Below are 19,631 nucleotides of genomic sequence, written 5' to 3' on the forward strand. Positions count from 1 at the left end.
TTACGCAGGCTCATTCATACATAATCGAATTCTGTCCCCTCGGCACGGCATGTCGGGGGAAGAGGAGCCGGCGTCGGCACGACATAATGGAAGGAATCGGGGATGGACATGACGGCATCGGGCAGGCATACCGGCAATGACAGCGAATATGCGTGGCGGCAATGGACGGAGAAGCTGCGGGACACCGTAGAGCGGCACCGATTGTGGAACGACGGTGACCGTATCGTGATCGCGGTCTCGGGCGGACCGGACTCCATGCTGCTGCTGTATGCCATCGCGGCCGTGACCGGACATCGCCCGGGAAGCGGACGGCTGATCATCGCTCACGTGCACCACGGGTTCCGTCCTCAGGAGTCGGATGATGAAGCGCGATTCGTCGAGCGGGAAGCGGAGCGTCTCGGGATAAGACTGGCGATGAAGCGAGTCGACGCCCCCGGATGGGCGGCCGCGCAGAAGATGAATCCGCAAGCGGCTGCGCGGCAGCTACGCTATGACTTCCTGAGGGAGGTCGCCGTCCGCGAACAGGCGCCGGTTATCGCATTGGCGCATCATGCCGATGATCAGGCCGAGACGGTGCTGATGCGGCTGCTGCGCGGAACCGGCGGCACGGGATTGTCGGGGATGGCCTGGAAGCGGGAGGCGGACGGCTTCTCCTTCGTCCGGCCGCTGTTGGGCGTCCGCAAGGCGGAATTGCTGGAGTGGTGCCGTCTGCGCGGCATCTCCTACGTGACGGACAGCAGCAATGCGAAGACCGATTACTTGCGCAACCGGATCCGGATAGAGGTAATGCCGCGGCTGGAGCAGGAGAACCCCGGCCTGGTCGCTTCCCTGTGCCGCACGGCCGATGTGCTGCGGGAAGAGAACGATTGGATGGAGGAACAGGCGCGGCAGTTGTTTCAACGCGTGGCGAGGACGGTAAAGGATGGGGAAGACGTTCCTTTGGAATCCTCGCCGCCGGATATCGTCGTTCTCGATCGGACGGCGCTTGTTCAGGCACATGTCGCTTTACAACGCAGGTTGATTAAACTAATATTAAACTATCTCACGCGGGAAGCGGAACAAGCTGATTTCGACACGGTCGAAGCGCTGCGGAATGCGGCGATCCGGGAACGGCCATCCACCTGGAAGACGGATGCGGCCCCCGGAGTCGAATTCCGGAGAGAATACGACCGCTTGCTGTGGCTGCGACAACCCATCGGTCCAGATAAGAACGGGCCGGATGTGCTGGACATGACGATTGATCGTACATATGAATCGGGCAGTCTTCCGATACCGTCGAATGGCAGCAGGCTGCGTTGGCAGATAGAGTGGGCAGCGGGCTCTTCCGTTTCGCAGGAAGCGGCGCCTCAGGCCGCATTCAGAAGAACGCAGGTCCCCTCGGGACAGACGGAGGCGCTGTTCGATGCGGAGCAATTGTGTTGGCCGCTGCGTGTCCGACACCGCCGCGACGGCGATCGAATGCGTATTTTAGGGTTAAATGGCAGCAAAAAGGTGCAAGATATGTTCGTCGATGCCAAAATCGCGCCCTCGCTCCGCGGCACCGTCCCCATCGTGACGGATGCCAACGGGCAGATCCTGTGGGTGCCGGGCGTGCGGCGATCGGATGCCGCGCTGGTCGGGCCCTCTACAGACCGTGTCCTGCGGCTGGAGCTGGCAGGCGGTGCGCATATTCCGGCGCAGCAGCGATCATGCTCCGCCCAACCTGACCGCATGATGTAATCACGTTCATGTAAGTTTTCAGTATTCACTCTAGGAGGGGCCCATCATTGTATAACGACATTGAAAAGGTAATTATCAGCGAGGAGCAAATTCAGGCGAAGGTCCAGGAGCTGGGTGCTCAGATTAGCCGCGAGTATGAAGGGAAATGCCCGCTGGTCATCTGTGTCCTCAAAGGCGCATTCGTCTTCATGGCGGATCTGGTCAAGCGAATTACCGTACCGTTGGAATTGGATTTCATGGCGGTATCCAGCTATGGAGCTTCCACGAAGTCTTCCGGTGTCGTCCGGATTATCAAAGATTTGGATGTATCCGTAGAAGGCCGGGATGTGCTCATTGTTGAAGACATTATAGATACTGGCTTGACGCTCAGCTACCTGATTGAGGTGCTTCAAGGCCGCAAGGCGAATTCGATTCGCCTCGTGACGCTGTTCGATAAGCCGGCGCGCCGCACCGTTAATCTGGAAGCGGACTACAAAGGATTCGTGCTTCCCGACGAATTCATCGTCGGCTATGGCTTGGATTATGCCGAACGTTACCGCAACCTTCCATATATAGGCGTGTTGAAGCCAACGATCTACTCGAATGAAGCCAAGTAAGACACACGCCTTACACGCTTGCTGGTCAAGTTGTGATGGCATTACGTGCTATGATACAATAATTTCGTGTCCTTGAGAGGAGGTTGGGGATGAATCGGTTCATCAAGAATTCTGGTTTTTATCTGATTCTTTTTTTGGTCGTGGTAGGATTTGTCCAGTTCATCGGCAACGGCAATGAAGCCACGGACACGCCGAGTTATGACCAGTTCCGTAAAGAGCTTTCGGCTAACAATATACAAGAAATGACGGTTCAGTATGAAGGTCGGGCTTATTTGGTCATCGGTAAATATAACAAGATTCCAGAAGGGGCGAAATCCCAGCAGTTCGTAACGTATATTCCGGATAGCAATCCGGCCGTCGAAGAGATAATGAATGCAGGGGATAATCAGCAGTCACTGAAGATTAGTTGGAAAAAGATGGAGGAACAAAGCCTCTGGCTGACGTTTCTGACGTCGATTATTCCATTTATCATTATGTTCATCCTGTTCTTCTTCTTCTTTAACCAAGCGCAGGGCGGCGGCGGCAAGGTAATGAACTTCGGCAAGAGCCGCGCACGCTTGTATAATGAAGAGAAGAAACGCGTCACCTTTGAAGACGTCGCGGGTGCGGATGAAGAGAAGCAGGAGCTGGTAGAGGTTGTCGAGTTCCTCAAGGATCCGCGCAAGTTCGCAGCCCTTGGCGCCCGCATTCCGAAGGGCGTGCTGCTCAACGGCCCTCCGGGTACCGGTAAGACATTGCTGGCCCGTGCCGTGGCAGGGGAAGCAGGCGTACCGTTCTTCAGCATCTCCGGATCCGACTTCGTGGAAATGTTCGTCGGTGTCGGCGCATCCCGGGTCCGCGACCTGTTCGAGAATGCGAAGAAGAATGCGCCATGTATCATTTTCATTGACGAGATCGATGCTGTCGGCCGTCAACGGGGCGCCGGACTAGGTGGCGGCCATGACGAACGGGAGCAGACGCTCAACCAGTTGCTGGTCGAGATGGATGGCTTCGGAGCCAACGAAGGCATCATCATTATCGCGGCGACGAACCGTCCGGATATTCTGGACCCGGCATTGCTCCGTCCTGGACGCTTTGACCGCCAGATTACGGTTGACCGCCCGGATGTGAAGGGCCGCGAGGCGGTGCTGAAGGTGCACGCCCGCAATAAGCCGTTGAACAAAAACGTGAACCTCGATACGATCGCCAAGCGGACGACGGGCTTCACCGGCGCCGACTTGGAGAACTTGCTCAATGAGGCGGCGCTGCTGGCAGCCCGCAAAAATCATAAAGACATTACGATGACGGACGTAGACGAGGCGATCGACCGCGTCATCGTCGGAACGGAGAAGCGCAGCCGCATGATCAGCGATCGCGAGAAGCGGATTGTTGCTTTCCATGAAGCCGGACATACGATTATCGGCTACTTCCTGGAGCATGCGGATATGGTCCACAAGGTAACCATCATTCCGCGCGGCCGTGCCGGCGGTTACGTCATCATGCTGCCGAAGGAAGACCGCATGCTGGTGACGAAGCAGGAATTGCTGGACAAAGTCACGGGATTGCTCGGGGGCCGTGTCGCCGAAGAACTGTTCATCGGCGAGATTGGCACCGGCGCATACAGCGACTTCCAGCAGGCGACCCGCATCGTGCGCAGCATGATTATGGAATACGGCATGAGCGAGAAGCTTGGACCGATGCAGTTCGGCAATCGTCAAGGAGAAGTGTTCTTGGGCCGAGACCTCGGTCACGAGCAGAACTATTCCGACGCGATTGCCTATGAGATCGACCAAGAGATGCAGCGCATCATGAATGAATGCTATGAGCGCGCGAAGAAGCTCTTGACCGAGCGCTCTCGCGAAGTGAGCTTGATCGCGAATACGCTTCTTGAGGTCGAGACCTTGGAGCTGGAGCAGATCAAACAGCTTATCGAGAATGGCAAGCTGAGCGAGGGAACACCTGCATCGACGGACGCGCCGGAAGCCGGCACGCCGGTTATTGAGACGACGGGCGATGTGAAGGTGAATCTGGTAGGCAAGCCGGAGAAGCTTGGGCCGACGCAATGGGATGGTTCACCGTCCGGTCATCCGACAGGCGATATTCCGAACGAATCTTCTCCTGCTGACAATCGCGGCGACTCCACCGAGCTGCCGAAGGCGGAACCGGCATCCGAGGAGCCGAAGGCTCCTGCTGACAAGGATGAGCCGCCGCATGACAAGAAAGACGAACAATAACCACATTTACATGGGCCGCCCTCCGGGCGTTTGCAAGAGCGTACCTTCCGGTACGCTCTTTTTTACGGGAAACTGGGCCTGAATTCCGAATTGACACGGCGGGTCGGGGTGTGTAAATTATAGGTTAACGACAAGGCCAAGGAGTGGATGGAGGGTGACATTGGAAGCACTGGCGTTGGCACGGAAGGAAGAGCAGAAGCAGGAGCTCCGTGAACGGTTGATGCAGTTGAAGAAAGAGCGCAACGCCATCATATTAGCTCATTATTATCAACGGGATGAGATTCAGGAAGTCGCCGATTTCAGGGGAGATTCCTTTCTGCTGGCGCAGAAGGCCGCAGAGACCGACGCAGACGTTATCGTCTTCTGCGGAGTCCACTTCATGGGGGAGAGCGCCAAAATATTGGCTCCCCACAAAACGGTCATTATCCCCGATGAGCGGGCAGGCTGTCCGATGGCCGACATGGTCAATGTCGACGGGCTACGGAAGCTGAAGGCGGAGCATCCGAATGCCAAAGTCGTTACCTATATCAATTCCTCCGCGGAGATTAAGGCGGAAACCGATATTTGCTGTACTTCCTCCAATGCGGTGAAGGTCATCGCTTCGCTGGATGCGGAGGAGATCATCTGGGTTCCCGACAAGAACCTGGGCCATTATGTAGAGCAGCAGACCGGCCGATCCCTGATCAAATGGGAAGGCTATTGCAATACGCACGATATGCTGACCGTGAAGGATGTCATGGAGATGAAGGCGAAGTATCCGGGCGCGCCGTTCGTCGTGCATCCGGAATGCCGCCCGGAAGTCGTGGCCATGGGCGATTTCGTCGGCAGCACGACCGCCATCATCGATTATTGCAAACGGTCGGATGCGGCCGATATTATTGTAGGGACAGAGGACGGGACCGGATACCAGCTTCGGAAGGACAGCCCGGAGAAGCGATTCCACTTCGCGACGAAGTATCTCGTCTGTCCGAATATGAAGGTAAATAATCTCAAAAAACTCGTGAAATGCCTCGAAACGATGCAGCCGCAGATTTATGTGCCGCCGCAGGTTGCCGAGAAAGCACGGTTATCTTTGGAGCGCATGTTACAGGTCAAGTAGAGTAGCATGCGCTACTCTTCTGTTCAAATAGGGCAAAGCATAAGATTCCATCTATGAGGTTGTGAAGACAATGGCGAATCGGATTCCCCGTTACTTGATAGACTTTGCACTCGAAGATATGGAGCAAGTTCATACTGACGTCATTGTGATTGGCGCCGGTATTGCCGGCCTCTATACCGCTATCCAGGCAAGCCGGGAACACCGGGTGCTCATGATAACGAAGAAGTCGCTGTTCGACAGCAATACGCGTTATGCGCAGGGCGGGATTGCAGCCGTGTTCGCGGACGATGACTCCCCGGCTTACCACAGTCAGGATACGTTGATTGCCGGGGCGGGCCTGTGCGATCCCGAGGCAGTCAATGTGCTGGTCCATGAAGGACCGGCCGGCGTCCAGGAACTGATGCGGATGGGGGCCTCCTTCGATGAGGAGAACGGCGCCATTGCCTTGACGCGGGAAGGGGCGCACAGCCATCGCCGCATTTTGCATGCGAACGGGGATGCCACCGGATACGAGATTGTGCGCGCCCTGGCAGAGCGAATTCAGCAGTTGGAGCAGGTCACGATCTGGGACGAGCATTTCGTTATCGATCTCGTTACGGATGAAGACGAATGCTGCGGGGCGATTGTACAGCGGGCGGACGGCAAGCGCGTGTTCGTCAGCGGCCAGGCTACGGTGATTTGTTCCGGGGGGACCGGACAGTTGTACCGATATACGACGAACCCGGAGGTCGCCACAGGCGACGGGATCGCTATGGCATACCGCGCGGGAGCTTATATTCAGGATATGGAGTTCATTCAATTCCATCCCACGGTGCTCAGCTACCCGGGGGCGCCGCGTTTTCTCATCTCGGAGGCGGTGCGGGGCGAAGGCGCCTATTTGCGCAATATTCGGGGAGAGCGCTTCATGGAGAAATATCATCCTCAGCTGGAGCTTGCGCCGCGCGACGTGGTAGCCCGGGCGATCGTCAGCGAGATGGAAGCGACCAAGTCGACCTTTGTCTACCTGGATATAACCCACGAGCCTGAGGAGATGGTCAAGCATCGCTTTCCGACGATTTACGACACCTGTCTGCAATACGGTCTGGATCTGACGAGCGACTGGATTCCGGTCTCGCCGGCGGCCCACTACATGATGGGCGGCATCAAGACGGATTTGTGGGGAGAAACCAATATCCGCCGTCTGTTCGCTTGCGGCGAAGTGTCCTCGACCGGCGTGCATGGGGCGAATCGTCTGGCCAGCAACTCTTTATCGGAAGCGATCGTGTACGGGAAGCGAATCGTGGAACGGATTGCCGCGCTTGAACCGCGGGCAGGGGCCTGTCCCCATGCCTCATCTCAGCGGGATCATCATGAGCCCTGCATCCAGCCGATGGTGGAGCGCCGGCTGAAGCTGCAGAAGGTGATGGTCCGGCATGTCGGGCTTCGCCGCCACGCGGAAGGTCTGATGAAGGGCTTGGGAGAGTTAAACCGCCAGGCGGCTGTCTTTGCGATGAGGCTGACGAAGCGGGAGGAATATGAATTCGCCAATATGCTGATCTGCGCCATGCTGGTCGCCGAATCCGCCTTGTGGCGGGAAGAGAGCCGCGGCGCTCATGCGCGGGAGGATTTCCCCGAGCGGGATGACGAGAGATGGTGCAAGCATACCCTGCTGCATCGTGAATATGGAATGACGGAGGAGCGAGTGAGCATTGTATAGCTTGGAACGAATGACGCTGCGCCGACAGTTGGAAGCGTGGCTGCAAGAAGATATAGGAACGGGCGATGTCACGACGGCCTTCACCATTCCGGCCGGACACGAGTCCCGCGGCCTCATTCATGCGAAGGAAGACGGCATGATCGCGGGGCTGCCGGTAGCCGAGGCCGTGTTCGAGGTCGTGGATCCTTCGCTCAGGTTCAAGGCCCAGGTCGAAGATGGAGACATGGTTGCACGCGGCACCGTCCTGGCGGAAGTGGAAGGCAGCACGCACAGCATTTTGAGCGGGGAACGGCTCGCCTTGAACCTGCTGCAGCGCTTGTCCGGGATTGCCACGAAGACGAATAAGTTCGTTCAAGCCATTGAAGGCTTGAAGACGAAGCTGGTCGATACGCGCAAGACGACACCGGGCCACCGTTCACTGGAAAAATATGCGGTTCGTGTGGGCGGAGGGAGCAATCACCGCTTCGGCTTGTATGATACCGTCATGATCAAGGACAACCACATCAAGGGCGCCGGCGGGATCGAGGCGGCCGTAAGCCGGGCCCGCGCCAACATTCCGTATACGATGAAGATTGAGGTCGAAGCGGAAGCGATAGAGCAGGTGAAGGAAGCGCTGCGTGCGGGGGCGGACATTATTATGCTGGACAATATGGACCTGGGACAGATGCGCGAGGCAGTCGCCCTCATCCGTGAAGCGGCGCCTCATGTCCTTATCGAAGCATCGGGAGGCGTCACCCTGGAGACGATACGGGACAAGGCGCTGACCGGCGTCGACGTCGTGTCGGTCGGCGCGTTGACCTATTCTTTCCAGGCCTTGGATATCAGCCTCGACTTGAATGAGAAGAAAGAAGGTTAGGCCGTGATACTCGTTATCGATATAGGGAACACCAACATTGTCCTGGGCGTATACGAGGGAGACAAGCTGCTTCATAACTGGCGCTTGTCGACGAGCCGGCAGTCGACGACAGATGAATACGGCGTTATGATATACAATCTGTTCACGATGACGAAGCTGTCGGTGACGGATATCGAAGGCGTCATTCTATCTTCGGTCGTTCCGCCGATTATGCATACGATGGAGATGCTGTGCAAGAAATATTTGAACAAGGCTCCGCTCATTGTCGGACCCGGCGTCAAGACCGGACTCAATATCCGGATCGAGAATCCGCGCGAGGTCGGGGCAGACCGGATCGTGAACGCGGTGGCGGCCATCGAATTGTATGGCGGCTTGAAGCCGCTTGTCGTCGTCGACTTCGGGACGGCGACGACATTCGATGTCATCGACGTCAAGGGCAACTATATCGGCGGCGCGATCGTGCCGGGCATCGGCGTGTCTACCGAAGCGCTGTATCAGCGGGCGGCCAAGCTGCCGCGGATTGAATTGACGAAGCCCAAGTCGGTGATTGGGCGCAATACGGTTCATTCCATGCAGGCCGGCATTATTTTCGGATACGCCGGCCAGGTGGACGGCATCGTGGACCGTATAACCAATGAGCTTGGAGCCGAACCTACCGTTATCGCCACCGGCGGCATGGCGGAGCTTATTGCGAGCGAATCGCGGACGATTGATACGACGAACCCGTTGTTGACGCTCGAAGGCTTGCGCCTTATTTATAATCGGAACAAATTGTAACCCTTTGACGGTCTATCCCGTCGTAGAATAAGAACAGTACAGGAGGCTCCCATGAACGATATGTTAGGACAGCAACCCGAAGAGAGGGAGAATATGCAGGACATGCTGATTCGCGGCACCGGACTGGGCGGCAAGGTCCGCATCTTCGCGGTGCGCACGACCGGGCTGGTCAATGAATTGCAGCGGCGCCATGGCACCTACCCGACGGCGACGGCTGCGCTTGGCCGCACGGTTACCGCAGCCGCCATGATGGGCGCCATGCTGAAGGGCGATGAGAAATTGACCGTTCAGGTCAAGGGGGACGGACCTATCGGACAGATTGTCGCCGATGCGAACGCCCATGGGGAGGTGCGCGGCTATGTTACGCATCCGCAGGTGCATCTGGCCAGCAACGCCCAGGGGAAGCTGGACGTGGCGGGAGCGGTCGGACGCAGCGGCTTCATCCATGTCATCAAAGATCTGGGCCTGAAAGAGCCGTATCGCGGCAGCTCCCCGATCATTTCCGGGGAATTGGCCGAGGACTTCACGTATTACTTCGCCACCTCCGAGCAGACCCCGTCTGCCGTAGGTCTCGGAGTGCTGGTGGACGTCGACAATTCGGTCCTGCATGCGGGAGGCTTTATTGTACAATTGCTGCCTGGGCTGACCGAAGAACAGATCAATCAGATCGAGCATTCGCTTAGTGTTCTCCCTCCCGTGACCTCCCTGCTGGATCAAGGCATGGAGCTGGATGAACTGGTGATCTGGATTATCAGTGACGCGAACGTATTGGAACGGATGCCGATCCGCTTCCAATGCCAATGCTCCCGGGAACGGGTGGAGCGGACATTGATTAGTGTAGGCAAGGGCGAGTTGACGGCGATGATTGAAGAGGATGGCCAGGCGGAGGTCGTCTGTCATTTTTGCAACGAGAAGTACACATTTGGAAGAGAAGAGCTGGAACAACTGCGTGAACAGGCGCAGCAAGCCTAGCCGGACAAGTCGCAATGGATGAGCACGAGCCGGAGGCGAGCCCGGCATCGATCGATGGGGCCCGGATGGAGGTCCCGCATCCGAGTCGGTCGATAGGGCGAGCCAGAGGTAGGAACGGCTAACACGGAAATACGGGATAAGGGAAGCAAGCGATATGACGAAAGAAGTCAAAAGCTTATGGGGCTGCATCCTCATTCTTTGCGTCTGCATCTTGGTGCTCGCCGGCATGCTCATCTTCAAGCATGATCGTCCTTCGGCGGCGTCGGATGCGAGTGCTTCCCCTGATTCCTCAACGGTTGTGGCAACCGTCGCCGGGGAGAAGATAACGCGCAAGGAATGGTATGAGGAATTGGAGCGGCAGTATGGCGCGCAGGTAATGGAACAAATGTTGACAGCCAGGGCGGCAGAGAAGGAAGGGCAAGCGTTAGGCATTGAAGTTAGCCAGAAAGAAGTGGAGCAAGAGATTGAGCGGCAAATGCGGGGATATGAAAGCGCCGATGCATATTTTCAGGCGATGACGGACCAGCTCGGTATGAGTCCGGAGCAGATTCGGCAGGATATCCACCAACGGCTGCTGCTGGAGAAGATCGCGACGCATAACGTGAACGTGTCGGAGGAGGAGCTTGACCGTTATTTGAAGGAGCACCGGGATGCATACGAGGCTGTCGATGCTTATCAGCTCGCTCATATCGTCGTCCCGACCCGCGAGGAAGCGGAAGACGTGCTGGCGAAGCTGAAGGACGGAGAGACCTTCGCCTCCCTGGCAGGAAGGTTGTCGGTCGATGAATTCTCCTCCTATCAGGAAGGCCGTCTCGGATGGATCGATGCTAACGATCCGTTCTTCTCCCCTTCCGAGCTGGAAGCGGCGCGAGAGATGGAGGTAGGCGACATCTCGGAACCGATTGCCGTGAGCGACGGATACGCCATTCTCACGGTAACCGGGAAGCGTGAAGCGCGGTCGGAGGGCGAAGCGGCGATCAAGGAGCGGGCCCGCCGCGATGTGGCGCTGTCCAAATCCCCCCCGCTGAAGGAATGGGAAGAGGCGCTTCGCAAAAAATATAATGCCGTCGTTGTCGCTGCAGCGTCCGCGAACGGGTAAATAAAAGGGGTAACCGCAAGAGCGAGTGGATTCGTCCGCCCTTGCGATTATCCCTTTTTGTCATCCAAGCGCGGGTGCTTTTCCTGCGGCCCAAGATTCAATTTTTTGGCATACCCTTCATGCGCTCTATTGACAACATAGCGTTGGATTGGTAAGATGGAATAAAACCTAGTGCTTTAGTCGGAAATTGATGGAGCAATTACGGATGTACGCGCGGCAAGACCGTGATATTGAATAATGGCAGGAGGGCATCGTTATGACAAGAATCGTCAATAATGTAACCGAATTGATTGGGAATACTCCACTGGTACGGTTGAACCGCATCGTGCCGGAAGGTAGTGCCGAGATTTATGTCAAGCTCGAATATCAGAATCCGGGAGCCAGCGTGAAAGACCGGATCGCAATCAGCATGATTGAAGTGGCGGAGCAGGAAGGCTTGCTGAAGCCCGGCGACACGATCGTCGAGCCAACGAGCGGCAACACCGGAATCGGCCTGGCGATGGTAGCGGCAGCCAAAGGTTACAAGGCCATTCTTGTCATGCCGGAGACGATGAGCATCGAACGGCGCAACCTGCTGCGCGCATACGGAGCGGATCTTGTGCTTACCCCGGGCGCGGAAGGAATGAACGGGGCCGTGCGGAAGGCAGAGGAGCTTGTTCAAGAGAATCCTTCTTATTTCATGCCGCAGCAGTTCAAAAATAAAGCTAATGTCAAGGTGCACCGGGAGACGACAGGGCCGGAGATTGTCGAAGCGATTCGTTCGCTGGACGGCAAGTTGGATGCATTCGTGGCCGGAATCGGCACCGGCGGAACAATCTCGGGAACCGGCGAAGTGCTGAAGGAGAACTTCCCGGGCATCCGCATCGTTGCGGTCGAACCGTCTGCTTCTCCGCTTCTGTCGGGAGGCAAGCCGGGACCGCATAAGATCCAAGGCATCGGGGCGAACTTCATTCCGGAGATTCTGAACCGTGACATCTACGATCAGATCATTGCGGTGGACAATGAAGATGCGTTCGAGGTGGCCCGCCAGGTAGCGAAGTCGGAAGGCATTCTGTGCGGCATCTCATCGGGAGCGGCCATTCATGCGGCTCTTCAGGTCGCCCGCGAGCTGGGCGAAGGGAAGCGCGTCATCGCCGTGGTGCCTAGCAATGGCGAGCGTTACTTGAGCACGCCGTTGTTCAACTTCGAGAATTAATAGATCCATCTATCGCAAATCCCCTCCCCTCAGGAGAACGCGGGTTGCTCATTGCCCCGCGCGCTTTCTGGGAGCGAGGGGTTTTTTGGATATGCGAGGGAGCCTTTTCTTCCCGGGACTCTTTGTTTATACTTACGGTAACGATCCCGGAGATTCATGTCACAGGCATGAGATCAGCGAGCTTCGAACCAACGAGAAGGACTGACGCGGAGCATATTATGCTCGGCAACGACCTCGGCCGCATCGCGGCCTATGGTTCGGTGCGGGCGGACGAACTGATGGTGATCAAGACATACTACTATGTGATGCATCTCGTCTCGGAGGTGCCCGAGACGCACGCAGAGGGCAAGGATGCCTTCGATGTCATCCGGGCGGCAGTCCCCGGCGGGACGATCACCGGCGCGCCGAAGGTGCGGACGATGGAAATTATCGAGGAGCTGGAACCGGTCCGCCGCAGGCCGCCCTATACCGGATCGTTCGGTTGGATTGACTATAACGGCGATTTGGAATTAAATATTAATATTCGTACGCTGGTGATGAAAGACCAAATAGGCTCTATTCAGGCGGGGGCCGGCATTGTGACGATTCCGAACCGGAACGGGAATATGCCGAATGTCTGAACAAAGCCAAGGCATTATGGAAGGCAGTGCAGTTGAGCGAGAGCGTTCTGGCGGATGCGATTCCGCCGGGAGAGAAGGAAGCAGAGGCAGATGAGGCGAGAGGAGCGGTTCAGGATGATTCTGGTTATTGATAACTATGATTCGTTTACGTACAACTTGGTGCAATATTTGGGGGAACTCGGCGAAGAGGTGCAGGTCTATCGCAATGACGAGATCGATCTCGCGGGGATTGAACGGCTGCAGCCGGATCATCTGCTGCTGTCGCCCGGCCCATGCACCCCGAATGAAGCGGGCATCACATTGCAGGTGATAGAGCATTTCGCGGGCAGGATCCCGATTCTGGGCGTATGTCTCGGCCATCAGGCCATCGGGCAAGCCTTTGGGGGCGAGGTTATCCGTGCCGGGCGGCTGATGCATGGGAAGACGTCGCCGATCCTTCATCAGGGTCAGTCGATCTTCGCCGGCTTGCCGAGTCCCTTCACGGCGACCCGGTATCATTCGCTTATCGTCGATCGGGCGAGTCTGCCGGCTTGCCTGGCGATTACGGCGGAGACGGCCGAAGGGGAAATTATGGGGCTTCAGCATCGGGAATATCCGATTGTCGGCGTTCAATTCCATCCGGAGTCGATTATTTCCGAGCATGGCCACCAGATGCTGCGCCATTTCTTGAGCATGGCGGCGCCGGCGCGATGACGGGCTTCATCGGTTGGAATGGAGATCTGGTGCCGAGCGGTCAAGCCGCGGTTTCCGTAATGGACCACGGCTTTTTGTACGGTATGAGCCTGTTCCAGAAGTTAGCGGAGGACGAAGCGGAAGCTTCACCCGCGGACTGCTGGGGGCTTTCCGCTCCCTGATGGAGAAACAATCTTGACAGTCTTCGAATGCAGGACGGGGCGTTGGAGGCCTGCTATTGACTTTAACCTATCTGAATAAGAGCTTGTGACAGATCGGAGATGTTGAACATGCTGCAGCCGACATGGCGGCAACGAACTTATCGTTGGGCGAACGGTGCCCTGACCCTCGGTCAGCGCACCTTAATTATGGGTATATTGAATGTGACCCCGGATTCCTTCTCGGACGGCGGGCGGTACAACCGCGTGGATGCGGCTTTGCGGCACGCGGAAGAGATGCTGGAAGCGGGCGCCGATATTATCGATATCGGCGGGGAGTCGACTCGTCCGGGCCATCAGCCCGTGGGGCAGGAGGAAGAGTTGGAGCGGGTGATGCCGGTCATCGAGGCGCTCCGTCGGGAGCTCCCGCAGGCGCCAATCTCGGTGGACACCTATAAGGCGGAGGTGGCCCGGCAAGCACTGGAGGCTGGAGCCCATATTATTAATGATATCTGGGGCTGCAAGAAGGAACCGGAGATGGCGCATGTCGCCGCCCGCTATGGATGTCCTCTCATCTTGATGCATAACCGGCCGGAACGGCGATATGAGCGGTTCGTCGAAGAGGTGAAGGCCGACTTGCTCGAAAGCGTGGAGCTGGCCATAGCGGCAGGAGTGAAGGACGATCAGATTTGGCTCGATCCCGGAATCGGCTTCGCCAAGACCGGGGAGGACAACCTTGTCCTGATGAGCCATCTCGACGAGCTGTGCGCGTTAGGATATCCGGTATTGCTCGGCACGTCCCGCAAGAAATTCATCCGGGATACGCTGCAGCTGCCGATCGACGATGTGGTGGAAGGAACGGCGGCGACGGTGGCGCTCGGCATAGCGCAGGGTTGCCAGATCGTGCGCGTCCATGATGTCGCGTCGATCGCGCGGACGGCGCGGATGTGCGACGCGGTGCTGTACCGCTGACACAGGCGGCTATTCAAGGAAAGGAAGGAGCGGAAGACGATGAGAGTCGTGAAGCCGGATCGGATGCAGCTCCATCGAATGGAGTTTTTCGGAAAGCATGGGGTGTTCGCGGAGGAACGGGCTTTAGGGCAGCGCTGGATCGTCGATCTCGATTTGCAGATCGATTTGCAGAAGGCGGGGCAATCGGATAAGCTGGAGGATTCCATTAATTATGCCGAAGTGTTCTATTCCGTCAAATCGATTGTCGAGGAGCAGTCGTACCTGCTCGTGGAGGCGTTGGCCGAGCGGATTGCCGAGACGCTGCTGGAGGGCTACCCTGCGATTCATGAGGCTCATGTACGGGTAACGAAGCCCCACCCGCCGTTCGATATTCATTTCCAGGGCGTGACGATAGACATTACGCGGGCTCGGGAAGAGAGCCGCCGTCAATGGGAGGCTACCGATGAATGAGATGAAGCGGGAAGCTGTGGCCTATATTGCGCTCGGAGCCAACCTTGGCGATCGGGAGCGCTCTCTGCGGGAGGCGCTGGCGAAGCTGGATGCCCATCCCGCGATTCGCGTGGCCGCATGCTCGGACATTTATGAGACGGAGCCGGTCGGGTATTCGGACCAGCCCCAATTTTTGAATATGACGGCCCGATTGGCCGCTGCGCTGGCGCCGCAGGAACTGCTGCGCGTCATGCTGGATACCGAGCTGGCGATGGGCCGGGTTCGCGATGTCCGCTGGGGACCCCGCGTCATTGATCTGGATCTGTTATATATGGAAGGATTCGAGATGGACTCGCCGGAATTGACGCTGCCTCACCCGCGGATGGGAGAGCGGCTGTTCGTGCTCGTACCGCTTGCAGACATCGTGCCTCCGGAACATAGCCGGCTGCACGCATTCGTTCACCGCGCCCTGGGAACACTGGATGGGAAGGAAGATATTCGAAAGTGGACACGCTTCAGTTGGCCCGACGAATCCGCGCCTTCCGGAAATTAAGAGGCTTGACCCAGCAGCAACTGGCTCACCGGCTGGGCATGTCGGTATCCGTGCTGGGCGAGATCGAGCGGGGACGGCGGACACTGGATGAAGCGACGACGGGGCGCATTGCCGGGGAACTCGGCGTAACGCAAGAGGAACTGGCATCTGATCCTTCTTTCCGGTAAAATGAAATCCTGGCATTGCCGTTAACATAATACCCGGCTCCTGACGGGAGACGGTGGACTCGATAGAACAACGAGAGAAAGGAGAGTGGTCGATGTGTTGAAAATCGCCAACATTGAAATGAAAAATCAAGTCGTGCTGGCCCCGATGGCCGGCGTCTGCAATCCGGCGTTCCGGCTGATCGCGAAGGAATTCGGCTGCGGCCTCGTCTGCGCGGAGATGGTCAGCGACAAAGCGCTCGTCCATGGCAATGAGCGGACGAGAGAAATGCTGTATGTCGACGATCGGGAGAAGCCGCTCAGTCTGCAGATTTTCGGGGGAGACCGCAAATCGCTGGTGGAAGCGGCCAAAATTGTAGATAAAGAGTCGAACGCGGATATTATCGACATCAATATGGGTTGTCCCGTTCCGAAAGTGACGAAATGCGATGCGGGCGCCCGTTGGCTGCTCGATCCGAACAAGATTTACGAGATGGTGTCGGCGGTTGTCGATGCCGTGGATAAGCCGGTTACCGTCAAGATGCGAATTGGTTGGGATGACGAGCATATTTATGTCGTGGACAACGCGAAGGCGGTCGAACGCGCAGGCGGTCAGGCGGTCAGCGTCCATGGCCGCACGCGGGAGCAATTATACACCGGCAAAGCGGATTGGAGCTACATTCGCCAAGTCAAAGAGGCGGTCTCGATTCCGGTGATTGGGAACGGCGACGTGGCGACGCCGGAAGACGCGCGCCGCATGCTTGATGAGACGGGATGCGACGGCGTTATGATCGGCCGCGGGGCCTTGGGCAACCCGTGGATGCTGTACCGGACCGTCGAATATTTGACGACCGGGAAGCTTCTTCCGGATCCGGCGCCGGAGGAGAAGGTGCGCATTGCGATTATCCATATGGATCGCTTGATTGCGTTGAAGGGCGAGAAGGTGGCGGTCCGGGAAATGCGCAAGCATCTGGCCTGGTACTTGAAGGGGCTGCCGGGGGCGGCTCGCGTCAAGGACAAGGTGATGGAAGAGACGCGGCGGGACGAGATGGTCCGGCTGCTGGAGGATTATGTCGCCGGCATCGAAGCCAAAGAAAGTATGATCAACTAGATGAAGGAATGCAGCAGGGCACGATGCCCTGCTGATTTTTGTCAATATTGGAAGAGGTGGGAAGGTATTGCTGCGGCGGTTTGCCGCCTGGTTCAAGACAGGACCTGCATCAAAGCGTTTTCACGTCAGTGGGGCGTCTCATTGACTTTTACAAAATCATCCCATATAATTCAACAATAGAAAATTAGCTACGGGCTGATGCGTGCCCATGCATCTATTGGGAATCTGGAACAAGCCTGCGCGAAGGGGGCATCATGTGGCCGTGGCGCCATATGATGAGATTAAGGCATTCGCATCGTTAAGCCGCCGCCCACTGCGAGAGCGGCCGAAGCTCGCATGCGAAAATAATGATCATGACAGGAGAATCGGTAAGATGAGTGATAAAGAAGTCATTCTGACCCAGGAGGGTCTGAAGAAGCTCGAGGAAGAACTCGATAATCTCAAATCCGTTAAACGCCGTGAGGTGGCGGAACGAATCAAGATAGCGATTGGCTACGGGGATATCAGCGAGAACTCCGAGTATGAAGACGCGAAGAACGAACAGGCATTCATTGAAGGTCGTATCATTACATTGGAAAAAATGCTTCGTAATGCCCGCATCATCAACAACGACGAGATCGATACGGATATCGTGAGCATCGGTTCCACCGTCATCGTAAAGGATCTCGAGTTCGGGGATACGATGGAGTATACCATTGTCGGTACGGCGGAATCCGATCCGTTGAAGAACCGGATTTCGAATGAGAGCCCGGTAGGCAAGGCGATTTTGGGGAAAGCCAAGGGCACTGTCGTTGACGTCAGCGTGCCTGCAGGCGTAATCCAATACAAAATCGTCGATATCAAGCGCTAAACTGAGACATTGTCGAGAGAGATGGCTGGCCTGCCGGCAAGCATAGCGTAGGTGGCCGGCGGCATGGTGACATAACGGATGAAAGCTTCCTTTTAGGGAAGCTTTTTTCTCATCGTGACGCGCAGATTGCGGGGGACTATCCGGCGCTTGACAATCATTGACTATATCCCGGCGTCCTTGTCGTGTTATGATAACGGTATGGAATGATCCGCAACGGGCCGATGCCAACCGGACAGGCGGAGCAATAGAAGGAGTGAAAAGTATGACGGATGTCGTCAATCAAGAGACCGAATTAAGCGAATTGCTACAGATTCGCCGCAACAAGTTGGACGAGCTGCGGAAGCTCGGCATCGATCCGTTCGGCGCCAAATATAGCCGCACGCATACAGCCAAGGCTGTATTGGATAAATATAACGGGATGACGAAGGAAGAGCTGGAGACGGAAGGCGCTGTCGTCAGTCTCGCCGGACGCATTATGGCCAAGCGGGAGATGGGCAAGGCCAGCTTCGCCCATATTCAGGATCTGAGCGGCCGCCTGCAGATTTATGTTCGTCAGGATACGGTGCCAGCGGAGAAGTATGAGGCGTTCACGATGCTGGATCTTGGCGATATTATCGGGGTGAGCGGCAAGGTATTCAAGACCAAGACCGGCGAGTTGTCGGTAAAGGTAACGGATCTGGAGGTGCTGTCCAAGTCGCTCTATCCGCTGCCGGAGAAATATCACGGCTTGAAGGACGTGGAACTGCGCTACCGCCAGCGCTATGTCGATCTTATCATGAATCCGGACGTGCAGCAGACCTTTATCGCGCGCTCCCGCATTATTCAATCAATGCGCCGCTATTTGGATTCGCTCGGTTACTTGGAAGTGGAGACGCCGACGCTGCATGCGATCGCGGGCGGTGCGGCGGCGCGGCCGTTCATCACGCATCATAATGCGCTTGATATGACGCTGTACATGCGGATTGCGATTGAGCTGCACTTGAAGCGTCTCATTGTTGGGGGCCTGGAGAAGGTATATGAAATTGGACGCGTCTACCGCAATGAAGGGATTTCTACCCGCCACAACCCTGAATTTACGATGATCGAACTGTATGAAGCGTATGCGGATTATGAAGATATCATGCGCCTGACGGAAAACATGGTCGCGCATATCGCGCAAGAAGTGCTGGGCACGATGCAGATCCGTTATCAGGGTCATGAGATTGATCTCACTCCGCAATGGCGCCGCTTGTCGATGGTTGACGCGGTCAAGGAAGTAACCGGTGTCGATTTCTCGGTGCAGATGACCGACGAAGAGGCGCATGCCTTGGCCAAGGAGCACAAAGTTCCGGTAGAGAATCACTTCACGTTCGGGCATATTTTGAACGCCTTCTTTGAGCATTTCGTGGAAGAGACGCTGATCCAGCCGACCTTCATTACGGGGCATCCGGTCGAAATCTCGCCGTTGGCCAAGAAAAATGCGAATGATCCGCGCTTCACGGATCGCTTCGAATTGTTCATCGTCGCCCGCGAGCATGCCAATGCGTTCACGGAGCTGAACGATCCAATCGATCAGCGCCAGCGCTTCGAGGCACAGCTGGAAGAGCGCGAGCATGGCAACGATGAAGCCCATGAGATGGATGACGACTTCATCCGGGCTCTGGAATACGGCATGCCGCCGACAGGCGGACTGGGCATCGGGGTTGACCGCCTCGTTATGCTGCTGACCGATTCGCCTTCCATTCGCGATGTGCTGCTGTTCCCGCATATGCGCGATCGCGGCAATTCGTAATATAGAACGTCTATAGAGACCGGTCCTTGGCAGGGGGCCGGTCTTTTTTCGTCAAATCACCTTCAGCTTTTTGAAAAGATACCGCACATGGAAATTCACATATGGTAACGGGTTTGCTATGTTTGGGGTC

The 19,631-nt window shown here is 56.7% G+C and carries 18 protein-coding genes and 1 pseudogene; all 19 read left to right on the forward strand.

Features of this window, described 5'->3' with window-relative positions; all coding sequences use genetic code 11:
• The first annotated feature begins 102 nt into the window (after nt 1-102).
• Nucleotides 103-1,719 carry a tRNA lysidine(34) synthetase TilS gene (gene tilS, locus L6439_RS28300; protein ID WP_213471557.1) on the forward strand — a complete coding sequence of 539 codons (1,617 nt, stop codon included), beginning with the start codon at nt 103-105 and terminating at the stop codon, nt 1,717-1,719.
• Nucleotides 1,720-1,766: 47 nt separating this feature from the next.
• Complete coding sequence (hpt, locus tag L6439_RS28305) at nt 1,767-2,315, forward strand: hypoxanthine phosphoribosyltransferase (RefSeq protein WP_168182808.1); 549 nt, start codon at nt 1,767-1,769, stop codon at nt 2,313-2,315.
• A gap of 89 nt (nt 2,316-2,404) precedes the next feature.
• Nucleotides 2,405-4,528 (forward strand): ATP-dependent zinc metalloprotease FtsH, encoded by a 2,124-nt coding sequence (gene ftsH / locus L6439_RS28310; RefSeq protein ID WP_213471558.1) that lies wholly within the window; start codon nt 2,405-2,407, stop codon nt 4,526-4,528.
• A 160-nt stretch (nt 4,529-4,688) separates the two neighbouring features.
• The gene (gene nadA / locus L6439_RS28315; RefSeq protein WP_168182815.1) at nt 4,689-5,627 is read left to right on the forward strand and encodes a quinolinate synthase NadA; all 939 of its coding nucleotides are present in this window, start codon (nt 4,689-4,691) and stop codon (nt 5,625-5,627) included.
• Nucleotides 5,628-5,697: 70 nt separating this feature from the next.
• Entirely contained in the window at nt 5,698-7,323 is a 1,626-nt protein-coding gene (gene nadB / locus L6439_RS28320; protein ID WP_213471559.1) for an L-aspartate oxidase, read from the forward strand.
• 10 nt (nt 7,324-7,333) lie between these two features.
• Nucleotides 7,334-8,179 carry a carboxylating nicotinate-nucleotide diphosphorylase gene (gene nadC / locus L6439_RS28325; protein WP_213471564.1) on the forward strand — a complete coding sequence of 282 codons (846 nt, stop codon included), beginning with the start codon at nt 7,334-7,336 and terminating at the stop codon, nt 8,177-8,179.
• 3 nt (nt 8,180-8,182) lie between these two features.
• The gene (locus L6439_RS28330) at nt 8,183-8,956 is read left to right on the forward strand and encodes a type III pantothenate kinase (protein WP_168182805.1); all 774 of its coding nucleotides are present in this window, start codon (nt 8,183-8,185) and stop codon (nt 8,954-8,956) included.
• A 51-nt stretch (nt 8,957-9,007) separates the two neighbouring features.
• Nucleotides 9,008-9,928 (forward strand): Hsp33 family molecular chaperone HslO, encoded by a 921-nt coding sequence (hslO, locus tag L6439_RS28335; RefSeq protein ID WP_269155966.1) that lies wholly within the window; start codon nt 9,008-9,010, stop codon nt 9,926-9,928.
• A 154-nt stretch (nt 9,929-10,082) separates the two neighbouring features.
• Nucleotides 10,083-11,027, forward strand: a complete 945-nt coding sequence (locus L6439_RS28340) for a SurA N-terminal domain-containing protein (protein ID WP_213471560.1) — start codon at nt 10,083-10,085, stop codon at nt 11,025-11,027.
• 256 nt (nt 11,028-11,283) lie between these two features.
• Nucleotides 11,284-12,222 (forward strand): cysteine synthase A, encoded by a 939-nt coding sequence (gene cysK, locus L6439_RS28345; protein ID WP_213471561.1) that lies wholly within the window; start codon nt 11,284-11,286, stop codon nt 12,220-12,222.
• 178 nt (nt 12,223-12,400) lie between these two features.
• Nucleotides 12,401-12,973, forward strand: a pseudogene (locus L6439_RS28350) (chorismate-binding protein); the annotation flags it as partial.
• On the forward strand, nt 12,957-13,535 hold the full coding sequence (locus tag L6439_RS28355; RefSeq protein WP_168182800.1) for an anthranilate synthase component II: 579 nt from the start codon (nt 12,957-12,959) through the stop codon (nt 13,533-13,535). The pseudogene L6439_RS28350 and the gene L6439_RS28355, both read left to right, overlap by 17 nt.
• A gap of 269 nt (nt 13,536-13,804) precedes the next feature.
• The gene (folP, locus tag L6439_RS28360; protein ID WP_168182798.1) at nt 13,805-14,644 is read left to right on the forward strand and encodes a dihydropteroate synthase; all 840 of its coding nucleotides are present in this window, start codon (nt 13,805-13,807) and stop codon (nt 14,642-14,644) included.
• 39 nt (nt 14,645-14,683) lie between these two features.
• Nucleotides 14,684-15,094, forward strand: coding sequence for a dihydroneopterin aldolase (gene folB, locus L6439_RS28365; protein ID WP_168182797.1), 411 nt, complete (start codon nt 14,684-14,686; stop codon nt 15,092-15,094).
• Nucleotides 15,087-15,626 (forward strand): 2-amino-4-hydroxy-6-hydroxymethyldihydropteridine diphosphokinase, encoded by a 540-nt coding sequence (gene folK / locus L6439_RS28370; RefSeq protein ID WP_168182796.1) that lies wholly within the window; start codon nt 15,087-15,089, stop codon nt 15,624-15,626. Before folB ends, folK begins: the two co-directional genes overlap by 8 nt.
• Before the next feature lie 5 nt (nt 15,627-15,631).
• Entirely contained in the window at nt 15,632-15,793 is a 162-nt protein-coding gene (locus tag L6439_RS28375) for a helix-turn-helix domain-containing protein (protein WP_306434377.1), read from the forward strand.
• Nucleotides 15,794-15,887: 94 nt separating this feature from the next.
• Nucleotides 15,888-16,880, forward strand: coding sequence for a tRNA dihydrouridine synthase DusB (dusB, locus tag L6439_RS28380; RefSeq protein ID WP_168182793.1), 993 nt, complete (start codon nt 15,888-15,890; stop codon nt 16,878-16,880).
• A 373-nt stretch (nt 16,881-17,253) separates the two neighbouring features.
• Nucleotides 17,254-17,730: a transcription elongation factor GreA gene (gene greA / locus L6439_RS28385; RefSeq protein WP_168182792.1), complete on the forward strand. Its 477-nt coding sequence runs from the start codon at nt 17,254-17,256 to the stop codon at nt 17,728-17,730.
• Nucleotides 17,731-17,992: 262 nt separating this feature from the next.
• Nucleotides 17,993-19,501, forward strand: a complete 1,509-nt coding sequence (lysS, locus tag L6439_RS28390) for a lysine--tRNA ligase (RefSeq protein ID WP_168182791.1) — start codon at nt 17,993-17,995, stop codon at nt 19,499-19,501.
• Nucleotides 19,502-19,631: the final 130 nt, after the last annotated feature.

This window comes from Paenibacillus dendritiformis (assembly GCF_021654795.1).
GTDB lineage: Bacteria > Bacillota > Bacilli > Paenibacillales > Paenibacillaceae > Paenibacillus_B.

Excerpts from the sequence above, each read along its gene's own strand:
- tilS (WP_213471557.1), top strand. The coding sequence starts at position 103 with ATGGACATGACGGCATCGGGCAGGCATACCGGCAATGACAGCGAATAT.
- ftsH (WP_213471558.1), top strand. The coding sequence starts at position 2,405 with ATGAATCGGTTCATCAAGAATTCTGGTTTTTATCTGATTCTTTTTTTG.
- nadB (WP_213471559.1), top strand. The coding sequence starts at position 5,698 with ATGGCGAATCGGATTCCCCGTTACTTGATAGACTTTGCACTCGAAGAT.
- nadC (WP_213471564.1), top strand. The coding sequence starts at position 7,334 with ATGACGCTGCGCCGACAGTTGGAAGCGTGGCTGCAAGAAGATATAGGA.
- hslO (WP_269155966.1), top strand. The coding sequence starts at position 9,008 with ATGAACGATATGTTAGGACAGCAACCCGAAGAGAGGGAGAATATGCAG.
- L6439_RS28340 (WP_213471560.1), top strand. The coding sequence starts at position 10,083 with ATGACGAAAGAAGTCAAAAGCTTATGGGGCTGCATCCTCATTCTTTGC.
- cysK (WP_213471561.1), top strand. The coding sequence starts at position 11,284 with ATGACAAGAATCGTCAATAATGTAACCGAATTGATTGGGAATACTCCA.
- L6439_RS28355 (WP_168182800.1), top strand. The coding sequence starts at position 12,957 with ATGATTCTGGTTATTGATAACTATGATTCGTTTACGTACAACTTGGTG.
- folP (WP_168182798.1), top strand. The coding sequence starts at position 13,805 with ATGCTGCAGCCGACATGGCGGCAACGAACTTATCGTTGGGCGAACGGT.
- folB (WP_168182797.1), top strand. The coding sequence starts at position 14,684 with ATGAGAGTCGTGAAGCCGGATCGGATGCAGCTCCATCGAATGGAGTTT.
- folK (WP_168182796.1), top strand. The coding sequence starts at position 15,087 with ATGAATGAGATGAAGCGGGAAGCTGTGGCCTATATTGCGCTCGGAGCC.
- greA (WP_168182792.1), top strand. The coding sequence starts at position 17,254 with ATGAGTGATAAAGAAGTCATTCTGACCCAGGAGGGTCTGAAGAAGCTC.
- lysS (WP_168182791.1), top strand. The coding sequence starts at position 17,993 with ATGACGGATGTCGTCAATCAAGAGACCGAATTAAGCGAATTGCTACAG.